General features: G+C 56.5%; 19 protein-coding genes. All 19 read left to right on the forward strand.

All coding sequences use genetic code 11. The features are described 5' to 3' along the window. The first annotated feature begins 67 nt into the window (after nt 1-67). The 19 genes from HOV93_RS18220 to HOV93_RS18310 all read left to right on the forward strand — a co-directional run bounded on the left by HOV93_RS18220 (nt 68) and on the right by HOV93_RS18310 (nt 25,658). Nucleotides 68-1,366 (forward strand): c-type cytochrome, encoded by a 1,299-nt coding sequence (locus HOV93_RS18220; protein ID WP_207397957.1) that lies wholly within the window; start codon nt 68-70, stop codon nt 1,364-1,366. A gap of 85 nt (nt 1,367-1,451) precedes the next feature. Beyond that, on the forward strand, nt 1,452-2,252 hold the full coding sequence (gene coxB, locus HOV93_RS18225) for a cytochrome c oxidase subunit II (protein WP_315853434.1): 801 nt from the start codon (nt 1,452-1,454) through the stop codon (nt 2,250-2,252). A 6-nt stretch (nt 2,253-2,258) separates the two neighbouring features. Continuing rightward, complete coding sequence (locus HOV93_RS18230) at nt 2,259-4,073, forward strand: cytochrome c oxidase subunit I (protein ID WP_207397958.1); 1,815 nt, start codon at nt 2,259-2,261, stop codon at nt 4,071-4,073. Between the two features lie 4 nt (nt 4,074-4,077). Then, nucleotides 4,078-5,100 carry a COX15/CtaA family protein gene (locus HOV93_RS18235; protein ID WP_207397959.1) on the forward strand — a complete coding sequence of 341 codons (1,023 nt, stop codon included), beginning with the start codon at nt 4,078-4,080 and terminating at the stop codon, nt 5,098-5,100. Then, the gene (cyoE, locus tag HOV93_RS18240) at nt 5,097-6,008 is read left to right on the forward strand and encodes a heme o synthase (RefSeq protein WP_207397960.1); all 912 of its coding nucleotides are present in this window, start codon (nt 5,097-5,099) and stop codon (nt 6,006-6,008) included. Before HOV93_RS18235 ends, cyoE begins: the two co-directional genes overlap by 4 nt. 33 nt (nt 6,009-6,041) lie before the next feature. Further along, nucleotides 6,042-7,259: a cytochrome c oxidase subunit 3 gene (locus HOV93_RS18245; RefSeq protein ID WP_207397961.1), complete on the forward strand. Its 1,218-nt coding sequence runs from the start codon at nt 6,042-6,044 to the stop codon at nt 7,257-7,259. Nucleotides 7,260-7,271: 12 nt separating this feature from the next. Beyond that, complete coding sequence (locus HOV93_RS18250) at nt 7,272-7,715, forward strand: cytochrome C oxidase subunit IV family protein (protein ID WP_207397962.1); 444 nt, start codon at nt 7,272-7,274, stop codon at nt 7,713-7,715. 12 nt (nt 7,716-7,727) lie between these two features. Further along, the gene (locus HOV93_RS18255; RefSeq protein WP_235990602.1) at nt 7,728-8,666 is read left to right on the forward strand and encodes an ABC transporter ATP-binding protein; all 939 of its coding nucleotides are present in this window, start codon (nt 7,728-7,730) and stop codon (nt 8,664-8,666) included. Then, nucleotides 8,663-9,520: an ABC transporter permease gene (locus HOV93_RS18260; protein ID WP_207397963.1), complete on the forward strand. Its 858-nt coding sequence runs from the start codon at nt 8,663-8,665 to the stop codon at nt 9,518-9,520. Before HOV93_RS18255 ends, HOV93_RS18260 begins: the two co-directional genes overlap by 4 nt. Beyond that, complete coding sequence (locus tag HOV93_RS18265) at nt 9,517-10,659, forward strand: SCO family protein (protein WP_207397964.1); 1,143 nt, start codon at nt 9,517-9,519, stop codon at nt 10,657-10,659. The genes HOV93_RS18260 and HOV93_RS18265 overlap by 4 nt, the downstream gene beginning before the upstream one ends. Nucleotides 10,660-10,689: 30 nt before the next feature. Beyond that, nucleotides 10,690-11,139: a DUF420 domain-containing protein gene (locus tag HOV93_RS18270; protein WP_207397965.1), complete on the forward strand. Its 450-nt coding sequence runs from the start codon at nt 10,690-10,692 to the stop codon at nt 11,137-11,139. A gap of 4 nt (nt 11,140-11,143) precedes the next feature. Continuing rightward, nucleotides 11,144-11,467, forward strand: coding sequence for a hypothetical protein (locus HOV93_RS18275; RefSeq protein ID WP_207397966.1), 324 nt, complete (start codon nt 11,144-11,146; stop codon nt 11,465-11,467). Between the two features lie 171 nt (nt 11,468-11,638). Continuing rightward, entirely contained in the window at nt 11,639-14,116 is a 2,478-nt protein-coding gene (locus tag HOV93_RS18280; protein WP_207397967.1) for an outer membrane protein assembly factor BamB family protein, read from the forward strand. A 63-nt stretch (nt 14,117-14,179) separates the two neighbouring features. Then, nucleotides 14,180-15,220 (forward strand): AAA family ATPase, encoded by a 1,041-nt coding sequence (locus HOV93_RS18285; RefSeq protein ID WP_207397968.1) that lies wholly within the window; start codon nt 14,180-14,182, stop codon nt 15,218-15,220. Beyond that, nucleotides 15,186-16,079 carry a DUF58 domain-containing protein gene (locus HOV93_RS18290; protein ID WP_207397969.1) on the forward strand — a complete coding sequence of 298 codons (894 nt, stop codon included), beginning with the start codon at nt 15,186-15,188 and terminating at the stop codon, nt 16,077-16,079. Before HOV93_RS18285 ends, HOV93_RS18290 begins: the two co-directional genes overlap by 35 nt. A gap of 29 nt (nt 16,080-16,108) precedes the next feature. Next, complete coding sequence (locus HOV93_RS18295; protein ID WP_207397970.1) at nt 16,109-18,328, forward strand: BatA domain-containing protein; 2,220 nt, start codon at nt 16,109-16,111, stop codon at nt 18,326-18,328. Continuing rightward, nucleotides 18,325-20,727, forward strand: coding sequence for a hypothetical protein (locus HOV93_RS18300; protein ID WP_207397971.1), 2,403 nt, complete (start codon nt 18,325-18,327; stop codon nt 20,725-20,727). Before HOV93_RS18295 ends, HOV93_RS18300 begins: the two co-directional genes overlap by 4 nt. Nucleotides 20,728-20,749: 22 nt before the next feature. After that, the gene (locus HOV93_RS18305) at nt 20,750-24,706 is read left to right on the forward strand and encodes a DUF4175 family protein (RefSeq protein WP_207397972.1); all 3,957 of its coding nucleotides are present in this window, start codon (nt 20,750-20,752) and stop codon (nt 24,704-24,706) included. Continuing rightward, entirely contained in the window at nt 24,699-25,658 is a 960-nt protein-coding gene (locus tag HOV93_RS18310) for a hypothetical protein (RefSeq protein ID WP_207397973.1), read from the forward strand. The genes HOV93_RS18305 and HOV93_RS18310 overlap by 8 nt, the downstream gene beginning before the upstream one ends. Nucleotide 25,659 lies beyond the last annotated feature (1 nt).

The following is a 25,659-nucleotide window of genomic DNA, read 5'->3' on the forward strand; positions in this document are numbered from 1 at the left end:
TTTCCTCAATCGTTTTCGTAGGCAGCAGACCGTCACCCATGTAGGTGCCGGCAAACTGGAATACACAATGCGAATCAGCCAGGCCCCTGAGTTTGGCGGGCGACACTGGGCGGGAGGCCTGGTTTTGGCCGCTTTGGTGGGGGTAATCGTCGGATGCTCTTCGGAGCCAGCCCAATTCGAGCTCAACCGGATCGCGATGCACAAGTCGGAGGTCTCGCTCGGTGCGAACTTAGACGAAACGTATCAGATCGACCCGATCGCCAAGATCCTCGACGAAACGTTCGGCACGCCTGACGAGCCCATCGTCCCGGAAGTTCCCGATATCGAAGAGGTCATGGACCTCAAGCACCTGAAAATGGCCGCAGGCCCCTACGGCAGCGAAGAAGATGGCAGCCCGCGTGGACTCTATCGCCAACACTGTGTCCATTGCCACGGAATCACCGGCAACGGTGCCGGCCCCACGGCCGCGTTTTTGAAACCTTATCCGCGAAACTTTCTCGCTGGCAAATACAAGTGGAAGTCGACCCGGACCGGTTCACCTCCGACGCACGACGACCTGCATCGCGTGTTGGTGAACGGTGTCCCAGGCACGGCCATGCCGAGCTTCGCCTTGCTTCCCGAAGACGAGATTGAAGCCCTGGTGCAGTACGTGAAATACCTTTCCGTGCGAGGCGAACTCGAACGCAACTTGCTGCTCGAGTTTTCCGATCTCGACACGTCGGTAGTAAAGCCGGTCGACAAGCGTAGCCAGGAAGAACAAGAATACGTGGCCAGTCTCACGCCAGAAGATCTTCAGGAAGAGCGAGAAGACCTGGACGAGGTGATTGAAGAATTGACCGATCCGGAAGTGGTGCTTGAAGAGTTTCTCGCTCCGATTGTTGAAGGTTGGGCGTATGCCTACGAGAACGTCACCGAAGTGCCAGAGAAGCCCGAGTCAGAACTTGAGGAGTCGATCGCCGCAGGGCGAGATCTGTTCTTCAACAAGGGAGGCTGTGCGACTTGCCACGGCCAATCGGGCCTCGGCGATGGTCAGACGGCCGAGATGTTCTACGACGACTGGACCGACGAATATTACGACGCGAAAGCTCCTGAGCATTTGGACGAGTTTTTGGCCTTGGGTGCGTTGCCGCCGAGAAAGCTCGATCCGCGTAACCTGCGATTGGGCAATTTTCGCGGTGGTCGCCGACCGGTCGATGTGTACTGGCGGATTCGCAACGGCATTGAAGGGGCCAAGATGCCGGCGGCTCAGCAGCTTTCCGAGGAAGAAATTTGGCACGTCGTGGACTACGTCCGCAAAGGCTTGCCGTACGACAGCTTGAGCCAGCCTCCTGAGCACGAGCAAGAGAACGTCCGCGTCCGAAATTAGACCTTAGCAAACCATGACAAGTACCAGGCGACGCCCGTTTGCCTGATGAATAGAACAGCCTCGGCTGGAAGTAGGAGAGTCCCTGGTGGGAAGATTCTGGAGTCTGCTTTTTCTTAGCTTCCCAATCTTGGGGACCGCCATCTTCGTATGGTCGGCCATGGGTTGGTATCCGCTGGAAGGCTATTGGTTTCCCGAACTGGTCGTCGCGGATGATAGTATCGACCACTTGTTCTACGTGATTCTATGGATGACCGGCTTCGTGTTCATCGGCACCGGGATCGCGATGTTCTGGTTCCTGTGGAAGTACGACGGAAAAACATACACTGGCCCCGTTTGGTATTCGCACGGTAGTCACCTATTGGAAATCATCTGGTCGGTGATCCCCGCCGTGATCATCCTGTTTTTGGCCATCTATCAGATGGACGCTTGGGCTGGGGCTCGGATGCGTCGTCCGATGCTGGAAAATGGCCAGCCGAAGCCGCCCATCGCTCGGGTAACCGGTCGGCAGTTCGAGTGGAAGATTCAATACCCGGGCGACGACAAGCAGTTCGACACGCCGGACGACCTGTACACAACCAACGAGCTGCACGTTCCTCGCGATGAAGAAGTGGTTCTCGAGATCACCAGCGAAGACGTGCTGCATAGCTTCTTCTTGCCGAACTTCCGCGAGAAGCAGGACGTGGTGCCAGGCATGAAGCAATACATTTGGTTCAAGCCGGTGAAAGATGGGAAGTACGACATCGTATGTGCCGAGTTGTGCGGCTGGGGACATTACAAAATGAAGGGCCAGATTACGGTCGAGTCTTCTAGCGACTATCGAGCGTGGCTCAAAAAAGCCTATGACGAACAAGAATTGTCCGAGTATTCGCTGGCTGAGGCAGAGTAAGAAACGATGAGCAGCATCACCGCGGATGGGCAAGCGAGTCACGCCCACACATCAAGCGAATTCGGCGTTGGCGAATTCCTTTCCACCTATGTTTTCTCACGCGATCATAAAGTGATCGGGATTCAGTTCCTGTTTTCCACGTTGCTGTGGTTCCTGGTCGGCGGCTTGCTGGCCATTGGTATCCGCTGGCAATTGGCTTGGCCCTGGAGTGATATGCCGGTGATTGGGCCGATGCTCTTTTCAGCCGAAGGGGGACAGATTTCGCCTGAGTTCTACACCATGCTATTCACCATGCATGCCACGGTGATGACGTTTTTGGTGATCATTCCGATCCTCGCTGGTGCGTTTGGCAACTACCTGATTCCGTTGATGATTGGTGCCGACGATATGGCCTTCCCGACGCTCAACATGTTGAGCTATTGGGTGATGTGGCCGGCCTTCTTCTTCTTCGGCGGAAGTTTCTTTGTCGCTGGCAATGGAGCATCCAGCGGATGGACGAGTTACCCGCCGCTGTCCTCGATGCCGGAGGCTGCCCCTGGTAGTGGACTGGCGCAAACGATGTGGCTGATCGCGCTCACGTGCGTGGGTATCAGTTCGATGATGGGCTCGGTCAATTACATGACCACCATCATTCAAATGCGTGCTCCTGGCATGACGATGATGCGTCTGCCGATGACCATCTGGGGCATGTTTATCACGGCGCTGCTGCAAGCGTTTGCCCTGCCAGTGCTGACGGCCGCTGGTTTTATGCAATTGACCGATCGCTTGTTTGGCACAGGCTTTTTCGTGCCGGAAGGGCTGATCGTGAACAACTCGGAGATGGCCGCCGGTGGTGGTCAGCCGCTGTTGTGGCAGCACTTGTTCTGGTTTTACTCGCACCCGGCGGTGTACATTATGATTCTGCCGGCGATGGGTATGGTTTCCGATATCCTCAGCTGTTTTGCTCGCAAGCCGCTCTTTGGCTACAAGCCGATGGTGTATGCCATCTGCGGGATCGCCGGGCTGGGCTTTATCGTCTGGGGGCACCATATGTTTGTCTCTGGCATGAACCCCGGACTGGGCATGACCTTCATGGTCGCCACGATGATGATCGCGTTACCGAGCGCCGTGAAGACGTTCAATTGGCTCGGCACGATCTACGGCGGCAAGATTCAATTCACCACGCCGATGCTGTTCGCGTTGTCGTTTGTGTTGATGTTTGTGATCGGCGGTTTGTCCGGCATTTTCATGGCTGCCACGCCGGTCGATATCTTCATCCACGACACCTACTTCATTGTCGCTCACTTCCACTACGTGTTGTTTGGAGGAACGGCCATGGCCGTGTTCGGGGCGATTTACTTCTGGTTCCCCAAGATGTTCGGCCGGATGATGAACGAGCCGCTAGGCAAGATTCACTTCCTGTTGACGTTCATCTTCATGAATGGCACGTTCTTCACGATGCACATTCTGGGGGCGGTCGGTTTTCCACGCCGCTTGGCTGACCCTTACCACTACGAGACCTTTCGGCACTTGTTGCCCATGAATCAGTTCATGACGATCTGCGCAATCTTAATGGTTGCCTCGCAGATCTTTTTCATCGTGAACTTTTTCTACAGCATTTTCTTCGGCCCCAAAGCAGGCCGAAATCCTTGGCATGCCAATGGTTTGGAATGGCAAGCCCCGAGCCCTCCGGGGCATGGTAACTTCGACTTCCAGCCGATCGTCTATCGCGGTCCGTACGAGTACGGTTCGCCGGAAGTCGATGAAGACTATTACCCGCAAACGCAACCACCCAACGAGCGCGGCGACACCGACGAGCCGGCCACGATGGTGGACCACTAAGCGTATGACGAACCCTGTGCAATCCGAGTCCCCTTGGCCGCATCGCCTGGCGATGGTGTTGGTCTGCGCGACCTTTCCGTTGATTTGGATCGGCGGGCTGGTTACCACCACTAAGAGCGGCATGGCGGTACCGGACTGGCCGTCGACCTATGGCTACAACATGTTTTTGTATCCGTGGCAAACGTGGGTGTTCGGGCCGTACGACCTTTTCCTAGAACATGGTCACCGACTGTTGGCCTCGTCGGTTGGCATGCTGTGTATTGCGTTTTTAGTGCTGGCCCTTTGGCGAAAAGATAAGTCGCTGATCGTTCTGGGCGTGATCGCGCTGGTCTTGGTACTTTCGCAAGGGGTGCTCGGTGGGCTGCGTGTGGTCTGGGATAAGACCACCATTGCTCGGGTGCATGGCTGCGTAGGCCCGCTGTTTTTCGGCTTCCTTGTCTATATGGAATGTTTCACGTCGAAACGACTTCGAGCGATGTCAGCGATCGAGTCGACTCGCAGCGGTAGCTACTTGCGGCTTTCGATCGGGTTTATGGTGGTCGCGTTTCTGCAGATCGTGCTGGGTTCGTTGATTCGGCATGTACCGCTGACGATGACCCACGGTGCGTTTCGCGCGGCACTTTTGTTTCATGTGATCACGGCCCTGCTGGTGGTCGTCAGTGCAATCGCAATATGCTTTACCGCCTGGCGAGACAGTCAGGCCAATCGAAGCATTCGTTTTACTTCGACGTTCGCCGTGCTGCTGATTGTCGGGCAAATCTTGCTGGGCATCGCAGCCTATACCGTGAAGTATGGCTGGCCGACTTTTCTGCCTGGCGGGGCCTACTTCGGCAGGTTCGTTGTGCAGTGGGAAAGTGCAATGCAGTCAATGATCGTGACGGGGCATGTCGCGGTTGGATCGTTAATTCTGGCCTGTAGCGTTCTGCTGGTCACCTATGCTCTGCGGTGTTATCCGATCGCTTCTTCGCAAGCGAATTCCTCCCCCGCCAAGCTGACCGGTAACCCGGGCAAAGAGGTGATGGCATGAGTAGTGGTCCTGTCACTTTGACCGATCGTAAGTCGCGCGTGAAACAACAGTTGAGCGACTATTTAGAGCTGACCAAGCCCAAGATCGCTGTGCTGCTGTTAGTGTGCGTGGCGATCGCTGCGTACTGCGCTAGCAACGGCCAGCCCGATGTGGCTCGTCTGATTCATGTGATCGTGGGAACTGCCCTAGTGGCGGCAAGTAGCTGCGTCTGGAACCAGTGCCTGGAAGTTCACGTCGATCGCCGTATGAACCGCACTGCTCAGCGACCGATCCCCAGCGGTCGTCTGTCACGCTATACGAGCGCGTTGTTTGGCACATTGTTAGGTTCCGTTGGTATTTCCTACTTGCTGGCGACGGTGGGTGTTGTTCCGGCACTCATTGGGGCGCTGACTTGGATTTTGTATGTGTTCATTTACACGCCCATGAAGCAGGTCACGCCGTGGAACACGACCGTCGGCGCCGTCGCCGGGGCGCTGCCAATTTTGATGGGCTGGCTGGCCATGAATCCAGTGTTGGACCTGAAGGCCGTGGCCATCTTTGCGATCTTGTTTTTCTGGCAGTTCCCGCACTTTATGGCCATCGCCTGGTTGTATCGAGAAGACTATGCCCAAGGAGGCATGAAGATGTGGTCCGTGGTCGACGGCAGCGGCACGAAGGCCGGCATTCAGGCCGTTTCCGGTGCTATGGCATTGCTGCTGGTCAGCGTGGTGCCGGGCCTTGGTGAGGCCGCGATGCCCAATGTGTTGTACATGCTGCTTTCCTTGCTCGGTGGTGTGTTCATGTTGGTCGCGTCGTGGCGTTTTTTCACTTCGCGAGACAACAAGACGGCCCGACAGTTGTTATTTGCCTCGTTGATCTATTTGCCCTGCCAACTGGCCTTGCTGGTCATTTTGCCCAGCGGCGGCTAACGGAAAAAAGAACCTCAAGTAGACTGACCCCGCATGTCCGATTCCCACAGTGAAGATCATCACGGTCACATTCAGCTGGAATACCATCCGGCGTTGCCGTTATCGCTTGGCAAGCTTTGTTTGTGGCTGTTTTTGTCGACAGAAATCATGTTCTTCGCCGGCCTGATCGGCGCTTATGTGGTGTTGAGATTCGGTGCCCCGACGGGTACCTGGCCGACTCCGCACGATGTTTATCTCAGCGAGCCGATGGGTGCTTTCAATACGTTCGTGCTGATCTGCAGCAGTTTGTCAATCGTGCTCAGCCTGGAAGCAGCTCGAAAGAACCAAAGCGGCGCGGCGAAGAAGTGGCTGCTGACCACGTTCGTGCTTGGCTGCGTCTTCTTGGGCGTCAAAGCTTACGAATACAAAGAGAAGTTCGCCCACGGGATTTTCCCGACCAAAGAGAACCGCCGACTCTACGATCAGCCTGATGTGTACTACGTGTCGGCCCTCAAAGTCCGGCTCGAGAACCTCAAGTCAGGCCTGACCGATGAAGAAAAGGAAGAAGAGGTTCTCGATGGTATGACCCGCGTCCAGTTCATCGATACGATGTTAACCGGCGGGGTGGCGCACGCAGCCCGAACGGCCACGCAAACCGAGAACCCGATCCAAGCTCACGCCATTCTCGAGTCGCTCGCCTATGCCGTGCAGCATCACGAAGTGTCCGACTACCAGATTACCCGGCTGCGAACAGAAAAAGAGTCGCTGGCAGGTCCCTTAGCAAAGCTTGAAGAAGACCTGGCGACCAAAGATGCCCGTAAGACCGAGATCACCGAAAAGCTTAAGCCGCCTGCGGAAGGGGAAGAGGGGCCACCAGAGGACCAACTGCGTGACATGCGCGTTGAACTGGGGGGCCTGATGCAAGAGGTTGCCAAGCTCGATCAAGACGCCAAGCCGATGCGCGAACGGATTGCTTTCCTTGATCTTCTGCTTGCCGACGATGCTCATCTGCTGAACCATGGTATAGGGCATGAAATGGCATGGATGGAGCTTCCCTTCGTCTTGCCCAGCGGCAACATGTGGGCCAGCACCTATTTCCTGCTAACTGGGTTTCACGCACTGCATGTGATTGTGGGGCTGATTATTTTTGCCCTGGTATTGTTCAGTACGCTGGATATTAGCAAGTCGCACTACCTGGAAAACGCAGGCCTGTATTGGCACTTTGTCGACTTGGTGTGGATTTTCCTCTTCCCGCTGCTGTACCTGTTTTAAAGAAGTGAATCCGTGACCGATCCCAATACCCATCCGCCGGCGCACGACCAGCATTTGGAAAACGACGAAGAACTGCACGCTTCGACCGGCAACGGCAAGTACTGGGCGGTCTTCGTGGCGTTGTGCGTTCTCACGATGTGCTCGTTTCTGACCTATTTCGATTGGTGGGACACCAGCATCCCGCCCCACGTGAGCATGGCCTTCATGATGGCCGTCTCGTGCGGTAAGGCCCTGCTCGTGATGCTGTTCTTCATGCATCTTCTGTGGGAAGCCAACTGGAAGTGGGTGCTGACAATACCAGCCGGCATGATGGCCATCTTTCTGGCCTGTATGCTGATTCCGGATATCGGCATGCGAACCGTAAAGTATTCGCAAAGCCGCTGGCTGCATGCCCCCGTGCCGCATGTTGAGGCCGACGATGCGGCCGCGATCGACCATGCCCCTGCCGCTCACTAAGTTGAACTGCGAATGATCTCCCCGCGTGCGGTATCTATCGAAAATGTTTCCCATTTCTATGGGAAGCGGCAAGCGCTGGCCGAGGTCACGTTGTCGATCAATCCTGGCGAAATTTTCGTCTTCCTAGGCCCCAACGGCGGTGGCAAGTCGACCTTGTTTCGACTGCTTTCCACGCTCATGCCGCTGGCCCATGGCGATATCAGTATCCTCGGCAGAGCCGTTCGCACGCACCAGCACCAGGTCCGGCAACAGATTGGGGTCGTCTTTCAGATGCCCAGTCTCGATAAAAAACTGACGGTGCTGGAAAACATCCACCAACAGGCCGCTTTGTACGGGATCACAGGTTCCGTGCTGAAAGAACGGACTACCTTGTTGTTGGAAAAGCTAGAACTGGAAGACCGCAAAAGCGACATCGTCGAAGATCTCTCCGGCGGACTGCGGCGACGTGTTGAACTCGCCAAGGGGATGCTGCATTCGCCGAAGGTCTTACTGCTGGACGAACCCAGCACGGGGCTCGATCCGGCGGCACGACAGGCCATGTGGCGCTATCTAGAGTTTCTAAGGTCTGACCAAGGCGTGACCGTCATACTGACGTCGCATCTTCTTGAAGAGGCCGAGAAAGCCGACCGAATTGCCATCCTCGATCAAGGCAAGCTCGTCGCACTCGATACGCCGGATGCGTTGAAGGACCAAATCGGTGGCGATACGATCACCATCCGTTCGCGCCACCCTCAAGCACTGATACAAAAGTTGCACGACGAGCTTGGTCTGCACGCGACCGAGGTCAGCGAACTGGTTCGTCTGGAAACCGAAGACGGCCCCGCAACGATCCGTTCGATCATGCACACGGCCAGCGATCTGGTCGACGCGATTACCTTGGCCAAGCCTTCGCTGGAAGATGTGTTTATCGGCATGACCGGCCGGCAGTTTACCGAGGAGGTGGCCGAGTGACTTCCGAATCGATCGCTAGCCCCAAACCACTGGCAGCTGCCTGGTCGCTGTGCCGCCGTGAGATTGTGCGGTTTTTGCGACAACGCAATCGCATCATCGGGGCAATTGGGCAGCCCATTATATTCTGGCTCCTCTTTGGAACCGGACTGACCGGTGTCTTTCGTACGGCAGGGCAGGGGGGCGGCGATGAGAGCTTTACCGTTTACTTCTTTCCTGGCACGCTGCTACTGATTGTGTTGTTCACGGCGATCTTCGCCACCATTTCCATCATCGAAGACCGCAACGAAGGCTTCCTGCAGTCGGTGCTTGTCTCGCCGATACCGCGTTGGTCGATGGTACTGGGGAAGGTGCTCGGCGGAACGATTCTCGCCGTCGGTCAGGCCATGCTCTTTCTGCTGCTGGGCTACTTCGTCGGTATTCACATGGACATCGTGCAGTTGGTCTCCATCTTTGGACTACTCACGGTCGCTGGAATCGGGCTGACGTCGTTGGGGTTCTGGCTGGCCTGGCGGATGGACTCGACGCAGGGGTTTCACGCAGTGATGAACTTGCTGTTGATGCCCATGTGGCTTTTGTCTGGGGCCTTTTTTCCTATTCCCACCAATACCTCGTCCCTGGGACAGTGGATTTTGAGTTGGGTTATGACGCTCAACCCGGTGACCTATGCCTTGGGAGCCATTCGCAGAATCTTGCATGCCGAAACCGCGCCAAGCTTTTTAGGTGGGGAAACGGGCGGTCAATTCTGGTTGCCTAGTGTCGGGCTGGGCGTAACGATTACCATACTATTTGCAGTCGTCATGTTCGCCTTGGCCTGTCGTGCGGCAGAGAAAACCAGGCGAGGAGATTGGATATGAAACCGACCACCGGAATCTTTATTTCAGCTGTCCTGTTGATCCTGCTAGGACTGACCATGTTCTGGGCTGCTTTCAACCGCGGCCCCAGCGGGGGCAGCATTCCGGTTGATGGTCACGCGGCGACAGGACCTGTGGTCGACCTGAATCGCGAGATCGCCCCCTTCGAGCTGATGTCGGCCCAGGAAGAAACGTTCGATACGGCATCGCTCGATGGAAACGTCTGGATCGCCAGCTTCTTCTTCACGGCATGCCCTTCGATCTGCAAAATGCAGAATCAGCAGATCGCGATCCTGCAGGAAGAATTCGCCGACGAAGGGGTCAAGTTCATCAGCATCACGTGCGATCCCGATAACGACACGCCAGCCGTCTTGCGGCAATACGCCGAGTCCTTCCAGGCCAAGCCTGACGTGTGGACTTTTCTGACCGGCGATATGCAACAGTTGAAGGAGATCACCGAAAACTCTTTTCAGGTGGCGTTTGAAACGCAAACCCACAGTGATCGCCTGATGGTCATCGACAAAGAGGGCAAGCTGCGCGGAGCATTTCAGGCGACCGACGACATCGACTTCCGCCGCACGAAAAAGCTGCTGAAAGAACTGGTTGCCGAGCCGTACCAGCCGCAAGAGAAAGAAGTCGCGGCGAAAGACGAGCCTCGCCAGCAGACGATGGAAAGCTTTCAGCTGACCGACAGTCTAGATCTGCCGTTTGATAGCAAGTCTTTGGAAGGCGATCTCTGGCTGGGCAGCTTCTTTTATACGTCGTGCCCCGGCAGCTGTATCATGCAGAACATGGAGAAGGCCAAGCTGCGGAACGAGTTCAAGGATCGCGGTTTGAAACTTGTCAGCATTACGTGCGATCCCGATAACGACACGCCGGCAGCGCTAGCCGGCTATGCCGAACGTTTTCAGGCCGACCCCGATCGCTGGTACTTCTGCACCGGCGAGTTCGATTATATCCAGAAGATCGGCAGCGAGTTCTTCGACATCAAAGTTGAACCGCAGTATCACAGCGACCGGGTTTTTCTGGTGGGGCGCGACGGCAAGGTGATCGACTCGTTTCGCACGAGTTTGCCCGATCAGATGGAAGCGTTGCAAAAGACTCTCGATGAAATGCTGCCGCCTGGCGAAGACGAAGCATAGGAAACCGAAAACAAGAAGAAGGATTAACGCGTGGATTTGGTAACCGTCTTGCCCCATGTCAATGCGTCGCTTAACGGCCTGGCAACCCTGCTGCTGGTGGTTGGCTTCGTGCTGATCAAGCAGGGTAAAGTGAACGCGCACAAGTGGACCATGCTGGGTTGCTTCGGCGTCTCGGTGGTGTTCCTGGTGTGCTATTTAACGTATCACGGGTTGATGGAAGGGCACAGCAAAACCTTTCCGGAGTATCCGGCCAATTGGATTCGTTATAGCTATTACGTGATGCTGCTAACCCATGTGGTCTTGGCGGCGATCGTTCCCTTTTTGGCCGTCATTACCATTTACCTGGGCCTTAAGGATCGCCGTGAAGCACATCGCAAGATCGCGAAATGGACTTTTCCGATCTGGCTTTATGTTTCCATTACCGGCGTCTTAGTTTACCTTTGTTTGTATCAGTTCTTTCCTCCCCAAGTCGCAGTTTAGGATCATGAACGCCCTGAAAGCCATCTTCGCGAAATCGAGTTACGCCGCAGCGTTGTTGCTGGTGCTAGGGGCCCCGTCGTGGGCTTGGGCGTGTCCGACGTGCAAAGATGGCTTGAGCGACAACTACGTGGGCGCGTATGCGTTCAGTATTTTGTTCATGATGATTGTCCCCTACGTGCTGTTGGCAGGCTTCTTCGTTTACATCGTGGTTTGCTATTGGCGGAGGCCAGCAGCTGAGCGAAAAGAACTGTCCGCAGACGAACTGACCCAGATAGCGCTGAAAAAAGCGAAGCAGGGGATTCCTACCCAGCCTCCGGCGTTTGACTAGTTGGGCGGGGTTCTTCGCGTCTTTTCTGAGGAAAGCAGCCGATTCAATCGCTACCCTTTCCCCCAATAGTTGGTGGAATCGCGAGTTCGCGGCTTACGCTTTGCTTTTCCGGGGCCGTGACGGCTTCTATACTGTATGCGGAAGGCAACTATCGTCAGGAATAGCGAGTGCATGAGATCTAGGCCAACGCTGACATCGCGATCTGCAGGACTTGTTTGGGTCCTTTCCCTCTTGCTCCTAAGCGCATCGCAAAGCTTGGGTCAGGCTCAAGATGTGTTCGTTCGGGCCGAGTTCTCGCTCACTGTCGAGCTTCCCGAAACCAAAAACGATACCAAGAACCTGCTGGCCCAGGTCGATCAGCAACTGCAGCAGGAAAAGTGGCAGGACGCGATCGACACGCTCGAGCGGCTTATCAGCGGGCATGGCAGCGAGTTGATTGCCCAGGGAAACGACCAGGTCGACTTGGGAAGCCAGTATGTCTATTACGTCGAACTGAAGACGTATCTGCGTCGCCGCATCTCTGAGTATGCACGGCAGATGCCCGAGTTCCTGGAGGTCTACCGTTCACGGATCGATTCCTTGGCCAAGCAAGACCTGGACGCCGCGATGGTCACGCGCGACCCGGCCCAGCTTGCCGCCGCGATCGACAACTACTTTCTGAGCAGTCATGCCGACCAGGCTTTGCTGCACTTGGGTGATCTGCTTCTCGAACAAGGTCGCTTTAATGAAGCACGCACTGCCTGGGAACGCATCTCGCCGCGTTATCGAACGCCGAAGGACCCACAAGGTGTATTACTCGCCATGGCAGGTCAGCCCATTTGGGTTGCCGTAGATGGTGTCGATTGGGGACAGCATCGCGACTATATCGAAGGTCTGTTAAACGAGAACCAAACCTCGAGTTCGCTGGCCACTATTCCCGCGAGCGACGTTGACCCGGCGGCCGTCTGGGCTCGGCTTTGTCTGGCGTCGTGGTTGGAAGGAAGCAGCGATCGCGCTGCGGTCGAACTGGAACTGCTGCGGCAATTGCATCCGGCTGCCCAAGGGTATTTGGCAGGGCGTGAAGTGAACTATGCTCAGCGGCTTACCAAGCTTGTCGCGTCGTCCCCGGGCGAGCATGCTTTACAGCAAGCAAACAGCTGGCCAACATTCGCAGGCTCGTACGCACGAACGGCCCAAGCCGACCTGCCAGAGCGGGCCAAAACTTACCAACCCAATTGGAGCGTTTCTCTCGAGACGCAAGCGTTATCGCGTCCTGCGGGGCGAAACGGCTTAAGCGAGGATGACGAACTGCAAGATATCCCCCTGATTGCTGAATCTTCCGAGGCTCTGCTCAGTACGTTTCCCGCGGTGATCGATGGCAACGTCATCGTGGCGGATGAAGAGCGAGTTCGGGCATTCCACCTTGAAAGCGGCCTATCTGCGTTTCCCTCCGCAGGAAACGAGGTGTTCGAACGCGATGAACTCGACTTCGGAGCATTCCATTCCAGCGGTCGACGGATCGACTTCGATTTTAGCATGCGTGGACGTCGACGCCGTTCACCCCTATCGGCCATGTCATTCAAGCTCTTGTCTGCTCTCGGCGCCACGCGATTTACACTCGCATCCGACGACACCAAACTGGTCGCACGGATTGGGACGACGGCCATTGGGGTTCCGTATGTGAATTCTCAGTTTCAAGATCCAGCCGATATGGTCGTGTTCGACATGCGTAAGGAAGGCAAGCTCGAAGCCCGGATTCCACCGGTGACCGAGCTTTCTGGGCCGTGGTCGTTCGAGGGCACGGCAATCATCCAAGGAGACCGTCTCTACTGCGGAATGATCAAGTCAGGCGTTCGCGACGAATCGGCTGTGGCTTGCTTTGACTGGACGACCTCGCAAATGTTGTGGCGTCGGACCGTTTGTCTGACGCAGCCGTACGGCAGTGGTTTGGTCGCCGACGGAGAGTATGGTTTTCGCTCGCACAACTTGCTGACCCTTAAAGATGGCGTCCTGTACTACAACACCAATCACGGCGTGATCGCCGCCCTCGAAGCAGATCGCGGAGAAATGTTGTGGCTGACGCGGTACCCTCGCCGAGGGCTCATTCCTGATAAGCTCGAGCAGGCGCACTCGTTGGTGCAGCGAAACGTGAACCCTTGCATCGTCACCCGAGGGCTTGTGATTACGATGCCGCTCGACTGCGAGCGCCTTTTTGCGCTGGATGCGGCCACGGGGCAGTTGGTCTGGCAAACGGTTCCCGGCGGTATCGATCCATTGCATTTATTAGGCGCAACCAAAGACGACGTCCTGGTCGGCGGAGAACAGCTTTTCTGGGTGCACCTGCACTCGGGCAAGATCCGTGCCGAGTTTCCTAATGTTGACCAGATGTTTCGCGATCGAGGTTATGGCCGCGGTGCACTAGTGGGCGATCAAATTTACTGGCCGACGCGTGAAAAAATCTTCCGCCTGAATAGCAAACTCGATGCGAGCGGTGCCGTGAAAGAGGCGGCTCTTCCGGTAGACTTGCTGCGATACGGAGAAGAAGGAGGAAACGTTGTCGTCGCTCAAGGGCAGATGATCGTGGCCTCTCCCAGCCGATTGACCGTTTACTCGCCGTCACCGGTGCTTGAACCGCAAGATGCGGCCTCGACAAAAGATACCGATCAATAAAATACAAACCCATTGAATCACGTAGTCCCTTTCCGCAATTGATTTCCTACGGACAACGATCGAATGACGAGCGAAAATGATGCCGCTGCCGCCGCCCGACTGGCCGAGGCGTATGAACTTCTGCAACGCGAAATTGGCCGCGTGATTGTCGGTCAGGAAGAAGTCATCGAACAACTGCTGATCGCCTTGTTCGCTGGCGGTCATTGCCTGTTGGAAGGGGTGCCGGGCCTGGCGAAAACGTTAATGGTCCGCTCGCTGGCCAGCGCGCTGCACCTTCAGTTCAATCGTATTCAGTTCACGCCAGATTTGATGCCGTCGGATATTACTGGTACGGAAATCATTCAAGAGAACCGCACGACCGGCGAGCGAGCGTTCCGCTTCATCCCGGGGCCGATCTTCAGTAACGTCATCTTGGCCGACGAAATCAACCGAACGCCCCCCAAAACGCAGGCCGCCTTATTAGAGTCGATGCAGGAGAAACAGGTCACTGCCGGCGGCTCGAAGCACACGCTGCCAAAGCCGTTCTTCGTACTGGCCACGCAAAACCCGATCGAGCAGGAAGGCACCTACCCGCTTCCCGAAGCGCAGCTCGACCGATTCATGTTCAACGTGCGGATCGACTATCCCTCTGAGTTGGAAGAGTTAGAGATCGTCAAGCGAACGACCGCCGACATCGACACCGAAATCTCGCCGCTCTTATCGGGCGAAGAAATCATGCAGCTGTCGCAAGTCGTGCGGCGCGTGCCGGTGGCCGATCCGGTGGCTCAGTATGCGATTCGTCTGGTACGTATGACGCGCCGCGGCAACGATATTCCGTCGAAGATGGAACCGTACATCCAGTGGGGTGCCGGCCCGCGGGCCAGTCAGTTCCTGGTGCTTGGTGCCAAGGCTCGGGCCATTTTACAAGGTCGTGAATTTGCAACGACCGACGACGTCAAAGCTGTCGCGTTGCCCGTTTTACGGCACCGCATTCGAACCAGTTTCAACGCCGACGCCGAAGGCATCACGACCGATCATGTCGTCCAGCAGCTTTTGGAAAATATTCCCACCACGGTAGAGGACCAGCAATTTGTCGACGCTTTTAGATCCTCAGACGCTGGCTAAAGTCCAGGGGCTGCGGCTCCGGGCCAAGCACATCGTGGAAGGGCTGATCGCCGGCTCGCATCGTAGCCCGCATCGTGGGTTTTCGATCGAATTCGCCGAGCATCGCGATTACGCGCCTGGGGACGATCTGCGCTATCTCGACTGGAAAGTCCTTGGTCGAACCGACAAGTACTACATCAAACAGTTCGAGGACGAGACAAACCTCATCTGCAACCTGGTGGTTGATGTCAGCGAAAGTATGCGCTACAAAAGCGCGGACGCTGCGATGAGCAAGCTGGAATACGCCCAGTGCATTGGGGCGACGCTGGCCTGGTTAGTTTTGCAGCAGCAAGACGCCGTTGGTCTGGTGACCTTTGACGAGCAAGTTCGTTCGCTGGTGCCCCCCAGCGGTAGCCCGGTGCAATTGCAGCAGGTGATCGACGTGTTGCAAACGGCTGAGTCGAAAGAGAAAACACAGATCGGTCCCCTTTTGCACGAACTATCCGGCCGGCTCAATCGTCGGGGCTTAGTGATCGTGCTAAGCGACTTCTTTGACGACGTCGACTCGATCATGGCCGGGCTGAAGCACCTGCGGTTTCGCAAGCATGATATCATCTTGATGCAAGTGCTCGATCCGGCCGAACTCGATTTCCCCTTTGACCGCCCCACCATGTTTCACGGACTGGAGGCATTTCCTGAATTGATGGCCGATCCGATCTCGGTTCGCAAAGCGTATCGCGAAGAGATCGAGGCCTTCGTCAACGATCTTCGCAGTAAGTCGTTGGCCAACCAGATGGACTATGCTCAGATCCGTACCGACCAACCTTTCGACGCTGTCCTTCGTAACTTTTTCAACCATCGCAATGCCCGGCTCGTATAGCCCAATCCAACGAAACGCTTGATAGCCCAGTGAATCCTTTCGCTTTTTCCAGTGCGACGATGTTGTTGTGGGGATTGGCCGCCGTAGCGCCGATTCTCATTCATCTGTGGAATCGTCGTCGCTATCGCGAAACGGATTGGGCTGCGATGAAGTTTCTGCTAGCCGCGATGAAGAAGAACCGTCGCCGCATCCAAGTCGAGCAGCTGTTGTTGCTGCTGGTCCGCTGCGCGATCTTGTTGTTCTTTGCGATTGCCATGGCCGACATCTCGTGCACCGGCGGTTCAGGTATCAATGGCTTTGGCGGTCCTGGCTCGGCCACACACACTGTCTTGGTAATCGATCAATCGTACAGCATGGACTACGGCGAAGACGGTCAGACGCGACTTGATCAGGCCAAGGACCTCGCCCGACGGATTGTCAACGAAGCGGGCGAAGGAGATGGGTTCACGCTTATGACCATGGGCCGCACGGCCAAGGGAATCATTTCCGAGCCCGCGTTCGACCCCAATGACGTGCTGCGGGAACTCGACCAGATCGAGATCGACCCAGGCGTCGCGGTGCTCGATCTTTCCCTGGCCGAAATCGAAGGCACGCTGCGAATGGCTACCCGCGATTTCCCTCGCTTACGTCGCGCTCAGGTTTGCATTTTGACCGACTACGGCGACGTGACTTGGAAAGAGGCGGCTTCGCAAACCAACGAGCAGTTACTCGCGAAGATCGAAGAGTTGGCCATCGTGCGGACATTCGACGTCGGCCAACCACAAACGACCAACAGCGCAATCATCGACGCGACGCAGCTTACGCCGTACTTAACGCCGGACGAGTCGGCCCGGTTTCGGGTCGAGCTTTCGTGCGACAACGCCTCGCAGCTTCCTAGTCAGGTGGTGCAGATGTTTGTCGATGGTCGTCTCGTCTCGCAGAAGGTCGTGCCATTTGTCGATAACCAGATCGTGTCGGTCGAGATGAACACGGTCTTCAGTCTGCCTGGCACGCATGCGGTTGAATTTCGTTTAGAAAATGATCTGCTCGATACGGATAATCGGCGGTATCTAGCCGTGGAAGTGAAACCGCAGCTACGCATCTTGTGCCTGGCCGACGATGTCCCTTCGCTCAAATTCCTGAAACTGGCCCTCGATCCTTCCGGGGCGATCCAGTCGCCGATCAAAGTAGAGACAATGCGGGCCTCGGCGATGATGGATGTCGATCTGTTGGCCTACGACGCGGTCTACCTATCTAACGTGGCCCGAATCGCCCCGGATGAAGCCGCCGTTCTTCGTGCATTCGTCGAGCGTGGTGGCGGTCTGGTGATGTTCCTAGGAGACCGCGTGCATGCGGCCAGCTACAACGCGGCTCTGGCCCGCGGCAATGATGCGTCGGCTCCGATAATCGATATCAAGCTGGATGGTCCGACCCCGCGCGGCGAATACTTTTTGGATCCCCGCCAATACGAGAGCCCGCTGCTGGAACCCTTTCGCGGACAGCAAGCCGGCGGCCTGTTAACGACGCCGATCTGGAACTACTTTAAGGTCACCACCGGTGAAAATTCTGCCGCGCAAACGGCCCTCTGGTTTGGCAGCGGAGACCCGGCGATTGTGACGTCGCGTTATCAAACACTTTCGACCGACAAAGAAAATGCCGTCGCTACGCGGTTAGGTGGCAACGTGCTTGTGTTTTGCCTTCCGGCCAGTACCGATTCAGTCGATCGTTCGCTCGATCCGCCCGCTGCCTGGACCGTCTTTCCGACCTGGCCCAGCTTCCCACCGCTGGTTCAAGAGTCCCTCTCGTTGGCAGTCGCTTCTCAGTTCGATCGTCGCAATCGTGAGCTAGGAGATGTGTTTGAGGGGGTCATTGAAGGAGACCCCGGCGCGAATCTGATCGAATTGATCTTGCCGGACGACCAGACAAGTCGCATCGAAGCGGTGGCCCGCGACGATCGCCTGTTCTGGGCATTTGCTGGAACCGATCAGATCGGCATCTATCGCTCGAAGATCCTTTCCAACGAGGCCACCGCCAAGGTCGAGTTTGCCGTTAACGCCGATACCCGCGAAAGCGACTTGAGCCGGGTGCCCATGGACAACGTGCCGCCGTCGCTGCAGCCCGGCGATCGCGGCTTAGACCCGACCACCAGTGGCCAGGTCGCCTCGGTGCCGTCGTCGATCGAACTGTTTCGTTATGCGTTGGTGCTGGTGATGGGATTAATGTTTTTTGAGAGCTTCTTGGCCTATCGATTTGGGGCCGCCGCACGATGAACGACGCATGGCGACAACTCGTTCGGTGGACCTTGGCGGATGAAAGTCCGGCGACCGATTCCACCATGGAAGTGACCCTGCAATGGGCACCTCCGTGGGCGGCTTGGGTCACGTTGGTTCTGGTCATTGCAGCGGTTGTTTTCTTCGGTTGGATCTACCGCAAGGAGAACCTACAACGCGCCATCCCCAAGTGGGCCATGCTGTTGGCCGTCAGGCTAACGCTGGTGGGAATTGTTTTGTTCATGCTGTATGGACTGCAGCAACAGCCGTTTCAGACCGATGCCCCCGACCTGGTGATTGCGGTCGACGATACCGAAAGTATGTCGCACCTCGATACGTTCTCGCCGGGAGACGAGTCCCTCATTCGGTCACGCGTAGATGCGGCGAACCTAGGCGAGCCGACTCGCTGGAATCAGGCCCGTACGCTGCTTCTGGAAAACAACGAATCGCTGATGGCCAAGCTTCGCGATCGCTACAACGTGCGAACCTATTGGATGGGGGAATCAGGTCGGGCACTAACCGTGCCCGACGATCAGTTTACCGAGCTGCTTCAGTCGGCAACGCCCGATGGCCAGGTTAGTCGCCTGGGCACTAGTTTGTCCCAAATCTTGGAACAACAACGCGGTCGTCCGACGGCGGCCATCGTACTGCTAAGTGACGGAGTGACAATTGAAGGGCCGAGCCTTTCCGAAGGTGCCCAACAAGCCGCATTGCGGGGTGTGCCTATCTTTCCGATTGGGATCGGTAGCCAGCAGCTTTCGCGCGATCTACGAATCGAAGAAGTGGTTGTCGATCCGATCGCATTTGTGGGAGATACGCTGACGTTTGTGGTGCGTCTGTCGGCCCAAGGGATGGCCGGCGAATCGGTGCGGCTTTCGGTCGCCGATCGGGAGAACCCCAGTCTTACTCTTAATGAGCAGAACGTTACCCTCCCGGCTGAACGCGTCACGCGCGAGATTCGCTTGCAGTTTCGCCCGGAAGAAGTGGGCGAATTCGATTACGTGGTCCGAGCCGAGATCGAAGATGGCAGCACAGCCGATGACAACTTTTCGGTGACGCGTAAAGTCAAAGTCCTCGACGCGACCATCCGCGTGCTGTACGTCCAGGCCTATCCTCGGTTTCAGTTCCGCTTTCTGAAGATGCTGCTTGAACGGCAATTGAAACGCAGCCCCGTTTCCGGCGAAGACGAAAAAGCGTTCGAATTGACTACCATTTTGCAAGACGCCGATCAGTCTTACGCCGATCAGGACGAAACCGCTCAGGTCGCGTTTCCCGGCACACGCGAAGAATTGTTCGACTACGATGTCGTCATCATGGGTGACGTCAATCCGGCGTTTCTCAGCCGCGAACAACTGCAGAATCTGCAAGACTTTGTGCAGGTCAAAGGAGGCGGGTTGATCTTCGTCGGTGGGCAGTTCTATTTGCCGTGGGACTATCGCTCGACACCGCTGGCCAGCTTGCTGCCGTTCTCATTGGATGATGCCCGCCGGTCTGACCCCGATCAGGCCTACGTCCAGCCTATCCCGGTTGAACTGTCGGACCTGGGCCTGAACACGTTGCCACTGCAGGTCACCGAAATGCCGGCCGACACCATCGCCGCGTGGCGGGGTATGAACCAGGTGTACTGGCACGTGCCGATCGAGCATCTCAAGCCGGGAGCCCAAACGTTGGCTAATGCAACGCGACCCGACGGATCAAAACAACCGCTGCTGACGCAGCAGTTTATCGGTCGTGGGAAGGTGATGTTCCTGGGCAGCGACGACCTATGGCGATGGGACTATCACGACGAATTTTGGATGCAGGCCATTCGCTACCTGGCCCGTTCCAGCCTGCTCGATTCGGATGGCTCGGTCGAAATTACGGTCGATCGCTCCACCTATCGCACCGGCGAGTCGGCCACCGTACGGGTACGTTTCTTCGACGAAAGTGAAGCACCGCCGGCAGACGACGGCGTCCAACTGACGCTCGAGAAGCCTGACGGAAGAACGCGGACGATCACCATGTCGCGCGTGGCCGGCAATCGAGATTTATTTGAAGCGACCATTCCAGGGCTGACCGCCGGTGATCATCGGTTGTGGATCGTGCAGCCGCTGTTGCGAGGAGATTCCGGCGAAACCGAACCCCCTTCGACGCAGTTCACCGTCGAGCCGGTCGCCGGAGAAATGACCCGTTTGGACATGGATTTGGCTGAACTCCGCCAGACGGCCTCTTCAACACGGGGCGAGTATTTTTCGTTTTTGGAGGCGGACTCGTTGTTAGAAGCCCTACCACGAGGGCGACAGGTACGAATTCAGACCTTGCCTCCAGAGCCGCTTTGGAATTCCTGGAAACTTGCCCTGTTGTTCGTCACACTATTAATTGGTGAGTGGGTTCTGCGAAAGCGTATGGGCCTGGTTTAGTTTTCCCTGAGGATCGATACGGATGGCATCCGACGCACAAAAATCGAACGACCCCTCGGTGCATCACCTGGTGGTGCAGCGAGTCGAAGAAGCACGTCGCGGGGCGATGCGGCGGGTTCGTCTGCGCGGACTGGCCTGGGGCCTGGCGGCCGGACTGCTCCTTCTGCTGGGAATGACGCTGTTCGACTATCTCTTGCGGCAAGACGACATCGGGACGCGTTGGTTTCTGTCGCTCGTGACGTTCGGCGGGTTGGTGTTCGCGGTCGTGTGGTGGATTGTTCCGGCTTGGAAATGGTCGCCGTCGCTGCAACAGATCGCCCAGCGTATCGAGCAGTTCTTTCCGGAACTGCGCGACAAAATATCGAGCGCGCTCTTCTTTCTCGAGCAGAACGAAGAGGACGCCGCTGGAAGTTCAGTCTACTTCCGCCGCAAGCACATTAGCGAAATGGCGGACACGCTGACCTACACCGACTTGTCGGTCGCGCTCAACCGCCAATTGGCCAACAACGCGATGTATGTCCTGTTCGGGGTCATGTTTGTCGGGGTATCGGTGTTGCTCTTTTCGCCGCAGCAATTTGGAACGGCCGTGTCGCGTCTGGCCATGCCGTGGAAGACGATCGAGTGGCCCCGGCAAAATAACCTGGCCCTGATCGACCCGCCGGAAGTGGTCTCGTTGGGTGGCCGCGCGGTGATCGAAGTCGAAGACCACAATCGAAATCTGCCGGAAATGGTCGAACTGCAGGTCCGCTACGAAGCCGATGGCCGGCCGATGACGCACCCCATGCAACTCGACCTGGAAGCCAATCGCATGGTTTACCAGTTGGACGGCATTCAACGGGCCTTCGAGTTTCGTGTCGAAGGGGGCGACGACGACACCATGAACTGGCATGCGGTCGAAGTAGTGAAGCCGCCCAAGTTCTCAGACGTGCAAGTTACCCTGGTCCCACCGGAATATACACGTTGGCTACCCAGCCAATCGCCACGCTCGATCATCGCTCTAGAAGGAACGACCACGCTGCTGTTTGGCAAGGTCGACCAGAAGATCACCAAGGCTCAGTTCATGTTCGAGGCCGCTGGCAAGTCAGATGTGTTTCCCCTGGTGATCGGCGAAGATGGCTACAGCTTTTCTACGCCGCAAACTACCGCCGAGGACGGACCACCCCAGGGGCCGGTACTCGCGGCCAGCGGTAGCTATTGGATTGAGGTGACCGTCGAGTCGGGCCTGAAGAAAGCCGAAGGGCGACGCTTTCCGGTGCGTGTGATCCCAGACAAAGCCCCGATCGTTTCGTGGATTCAGCCTGATCGTAATACGTCGCTTACGCCGTCGGCGCTGCTGAAGCTTTCCGCAGGCGTCCGCGATGACCTACAGACGCACGACGTGAAGCTGGTCGTTAAGAAGCAGGCAGATAAGTCAGTGCTGATCGAGCAGTCACTTTTCACAGGTCCGGAAGATCGTCCCTTCGAGTCGCCCCCCAGTAACCTGGCGATGGGGCTGGCCGAAGACCTGGAGATTAGCCACACGCTCGATTTCTCTGAGTTGGATGGTTTGACGCCCGGCACCATTTTGGAGCTGACCCTTGTCGCGACCGACTACCAACCACAAACCGGGACGAGCCTGCCGCGGATCATCACGATCATCTCCGATGAACAACTCGAACAACGCGTGAACCGGCAACAACGTGAGATCATTTCCAAGATTGCCGAGGCCCGCCGTCTGCAGCAAGATGCCCGACAACAGACCCGCAGCGTCGAAATCAAGTTGGAAGAAGGTTCACCGCTAGGGCCGGCCGAATTCGCTAACCTGCAAAACGGGGAACAAAACCAGAAGAACGTGCGCGAGAAGCTGGTGACCGGTCGCGATAGCGCTGCCAAACGGATTAGCGAACTGTTGGAAGAGTTGCAGCAAAACCGCCAGACCGATCACGACGCGTCCGACATATTACAGGATCTGAAGGACAAGATCGAAGCAATCGCCGATTCGGAATTAACGCCGATCGAATCGAAAATCACCCAACTGCGTCGTCAAACTCCGCGCAATAGCGAGTCACCTGCCGAGTCGTCAGAGGGCGCAACCCCGTCGGAAACAACCATGGGCGAGCGTTCCGGCGATAACAGGGGTGACGAGAAGATTCAACAAGAGGGACAAGCTGATCAAAAAGGTTCTGGCGCTGACCAAGCACCCACGGAAGACAGCCTGGGCAAGCCTGCGGATGGCGATGATAAAGCCGAAGGTAACGAAAAGAGTCCTCCCGAAGACGATAAAAAGGCCGAGCAGCCTATGGAGTCACCATCAGCTGTCGAAGGTTCGCCCGAAGCGGAAAAGCAGGAGGCCGAGCGTACCCGGCAGCAGCTCGATGAGATTGGCCAGCGGCAAGAGAACGTCGCTGGTCAACTGCAAGACTGGCAGAACGACCTGAACAAGTGGGATACTTTCCGCCGCTTCGCCATGGACGTACGAGACGTGGCCAATCGCCAGAAAGATATTGAAAAACGCACCGAAGCGAAGCAGACCGAAACGCTTGGTCAAGATATCGAGCAGATGTCACCAGAGGATCGTGCCGACTTGAAGCAGATGGCCGAAGAGCAATCGAATCTGGCCGGCGAACTCGATCGCATTCAGTCCCGCATGCGAGACATGATGCAGAACGACCCGGAAAGTGAAGAGGTCGCCAATACGCTCAAGGATGCCATCAACGAAAATCGGGATGCCGCCGTCTCGCAGCGGATGCGTCAGGCCGGCCAACGAATCGAGCAGAACCAGCTTTCTTCTGCCAAAGAGTCGCAGCAGCAGGTCGAAAAGTCGCTCGAGGATGTGCTCGACACGCTGCAAAACCGCCGCGAGACCGACAAGAAAGAACTGAAGCGAAAGCTGGACGAGGCCCAGCAGGAATTGGCAGAGCTACAAGACCGTCAAAAGCAGTTGAAAAGCAAAGCGGATGAAGCACAAATGCAGTCTGGCGCTGCCGACTCGCAGCAATCGCAGCAGAAGCAACTCGAGAACCTGACGCAACAGGCCCAGCAGATGCAGCAGCAAGCCGAACGTCTGGCTCGCAAGCTCGAGCGGCTTTCCGCCAACAAAGCGGCCCAGAAGGTTCGTGACGCGGCCGAACGCTTAGAAGAGGCTGCCAAGAATGCCCAAAATAGCGACACACAACAGCTTCAAGATGAAATCAAGCAGGCTCAGAAAGACCTGGAAGAAGCTCAGCAAGAGCTACAACAGCGTCAAGAACAGGTCGAGCAGGACCTGGCCCAGGAACAAGCTGCCAAGCTCATGCAGTCGATCGAACAGCTGATCATTCGTCAAACCCGCATTCGGGACGAACTAGTTCGCCTGGACGAGCTGAAAAAGAAAAGCGGCCAACTCTCCCCAGCGCAAAAGCAAACGCTGGAGGGGATCTCGCTGGAACAAGCGACCCTGACCGACGAGATTCGTTCGTTCGCGGAGTCGATTGCCAAGGCCGAGGTGTACCACCTTTCGCTGCATTTGACCGCCGAAGTCACGACCGATCTTTCACGCTTGCTGGACACCGGCGAGATCGACGCAAGAATACTTTCGTTGGCCGAAGAAGCCGTTCAGCGGCTCGAACAATTGATTGCCGCCATGGAAGAGGAAGAAAAGCAGCAAAACTCCGAGAACCAACTGCAGGAAGACCAGTCGCAACAAGATCAACAGCAGCAACAACAACAGCAGGGAAGCCAAGATGGGATCAGCCAAACGGCTCAACTGCGACTGTTGAAGATGATGCAAGAGGCCCTCAAATCACGCACACAGACGTTGGGCGAACAGATTGAGAAGGAAGCCAACCCTGTCGATCAGGCCGAATTGTCTCGTCTTGCCGGTGAACAGGGGCGGCTGTCCGAGATGACGTTGAACCTGATTAAGAACACCGAAGAAGGAATTTTCGACCCCGAGAACTTGCCCGATATCGAACCAGCCGAGCCTGCCGACGCCGAGCAAGAGGAGGACAACGATGTCTAAACGATTGGTCACCGCGTGCTGGATCATCGCCAGCCTCTGGGCCGTGACGTGGACGGTCCCGGCACTAGCTCAAGAGTCTGCCGATGATGGGGCCGGGATGTCCTCGTTGGACGAAGAATTGTTCAACGACTTGGGAAGCGATCTGTTCGACGACATCGATCTACCCGCAGAAGCCAAGCAAGCACCGGACGATACCAAGCCGCCAACCGATGCCGGCATGCAGACGAAAAGTAAAGACTCTGCCGAAGCCGTCGGCGGCGAAGAAGATGCAGGCGACGAAGCGGAGGGACCTCGCAGCATGGGGGCAGAACAAACCGGACAAGCCCAAGGCGAAGACGCGCTGACCAAGATCGGCGGGTTGATGCGGGAAGTGCAACAGCGAATCGCTGGAGGTCAGGCCGAATCGCAAACCGTGGCGATGCAGCAAGAGATTATCGAAGAGATCGAAAAGCTGCTGGATCAGCAAAACAATCAGAACAACCAAAACCAATCCAATAGCAATTCCCAAAATCAAAACCAGCAGCAGAACCAACAACAGCAACAAGATCAGTCGCAAAGTCAGCAGCAACAAAACCAACAACAGAATCAGCAGCAAGGCGGTCAGCAACAACAGCAACAACAAGCTGGTCAGCAGCAGTCCCAGCAGCAACAAGAAGGACAAGGCCAGTCGCAACCGCAAGAGCAACCAGGGGGTGATTCCCAGCCCAGCCAGGCCCAAATGCAAGCTGGAGAAACCAGCGAAGACGCCCAGGATAGCAGCGACAAGCTCCGCGATGCCAAGGTCCTCGCCATTTCGCCGGAAGAACAGGATGCTCTGGTAAAGAAGGCTTGGGGCAACCTGCCACCTCATTTACGCAAGCAGATTTCTAACAGTTCGATGGAGCGTTTTCTGCCGAAGTACGAGCGGTTGACCCAAGAGTATTTCCGTAAACTGGCCGAGATCGAGGAATAAG

The sequence above is a fragment of the Bremerella alba genome, from assembly GCF_013618625.1.
Lineage (GTDB): Bacteria > Planctomycetota > Planctomycetia > Pirellulales > Pirellulaceae > Bremerella > Bremerella alba.

Excerpts from the sequence above, each read along its gene's own strand:
- HOV93_RS18220 (WP_207397957.1), top strand. The coding sequence starts at position 68 with ATGCGAATCAGCCAGGCCCCTGAGTTTGGCGGGCGACACTGGGCGGGA.
- HOV93_RS18230 (WP_207397958.1), top strand. The coding sequence starts at position 2,259 with ATGAGCAGCATCACCGCGGATGGGCAAGCGAGTCACGCCCACACATCA.
- HOV93_RS18235 (WP_207397959.1), top strand. The coding sequence starts at position 4,078 with ATGACGAACCCTGTGCAATCCGAGTCCCCTTGGCCGCATCGCCTGGCG.
- cyoE (WP_207397960.1), top strand. The coding sequence starts at position 5,097 with ATGAGTAGTGGTCCTGTCACTTTGACCGATCGTAAGTCGCGCGTGAAA.
- HOV93_RS18245 (WP_207397961.1), top strand. The coding sequence starts at position 6,042 with ATGTCCGATTCCCACAGTGAAGATCATCACGGTCACATTCAGCTGGAA.
- HOV93_RS18255 (WP_235990602.1), top strand. The coding sequence starts at position 7,728 with ATGATCTCCCCGCGTGCGGTATCTATCGAAAATGTTTCCCATTTCTAT.
- HOV93_RS18265 (WP_207397964.1), top strand. The coding sequence starts at position 9,517 with ATGAAACCGACCACCGGAATCTTTATTTCAGCTGTCCTGTTGATCCTG.
- HOV93_RS18275 (WP_207397966.1), top strand. The coding sequence starts at position 11,144 with ATGAACGCCCTGAAAGCCATCTTCGCGAAATCGAGTTACGCCGCAGCG.
- HOV93_RS18280 (WP_207397967.1), top strand. The coding sequence starts at position 11,639 with ATGAGATCTAGGCCAACGCTGACATCGCGATCTGCAGGACTTGTTTGG.
- HOV93_RS18285 (WP_207397968.1), top strand. The coding sequence starts at position 14,180 with ATGACGAGCGAAAATGATGCCGCTGCCGCCGCCCGACTGGCCGAGGCG.
- HOV93_RS18300 (WP_207397971.1), top strand. The coding sequence starts at position 18,325 with ATGAACGACGCATGGCGACAACTCGTTCGGTGGACCTTGGCGGATGAA.
- HOV93_RS18305 (WP_207397972.1), top strand. The coding sequence starts at position 20,750 with ATGGCATCCGACGCACAAAAATCGAACGACCCCTCGGTGCATCACCTG.
- HOV93_RS18310 (WP_207397973.1), top strand. The coding sequence starts at position 24,699 with ATGTCTAAACGATTGGTCACCGCGTGCTGGATCATCGCCAGCCTCTGG.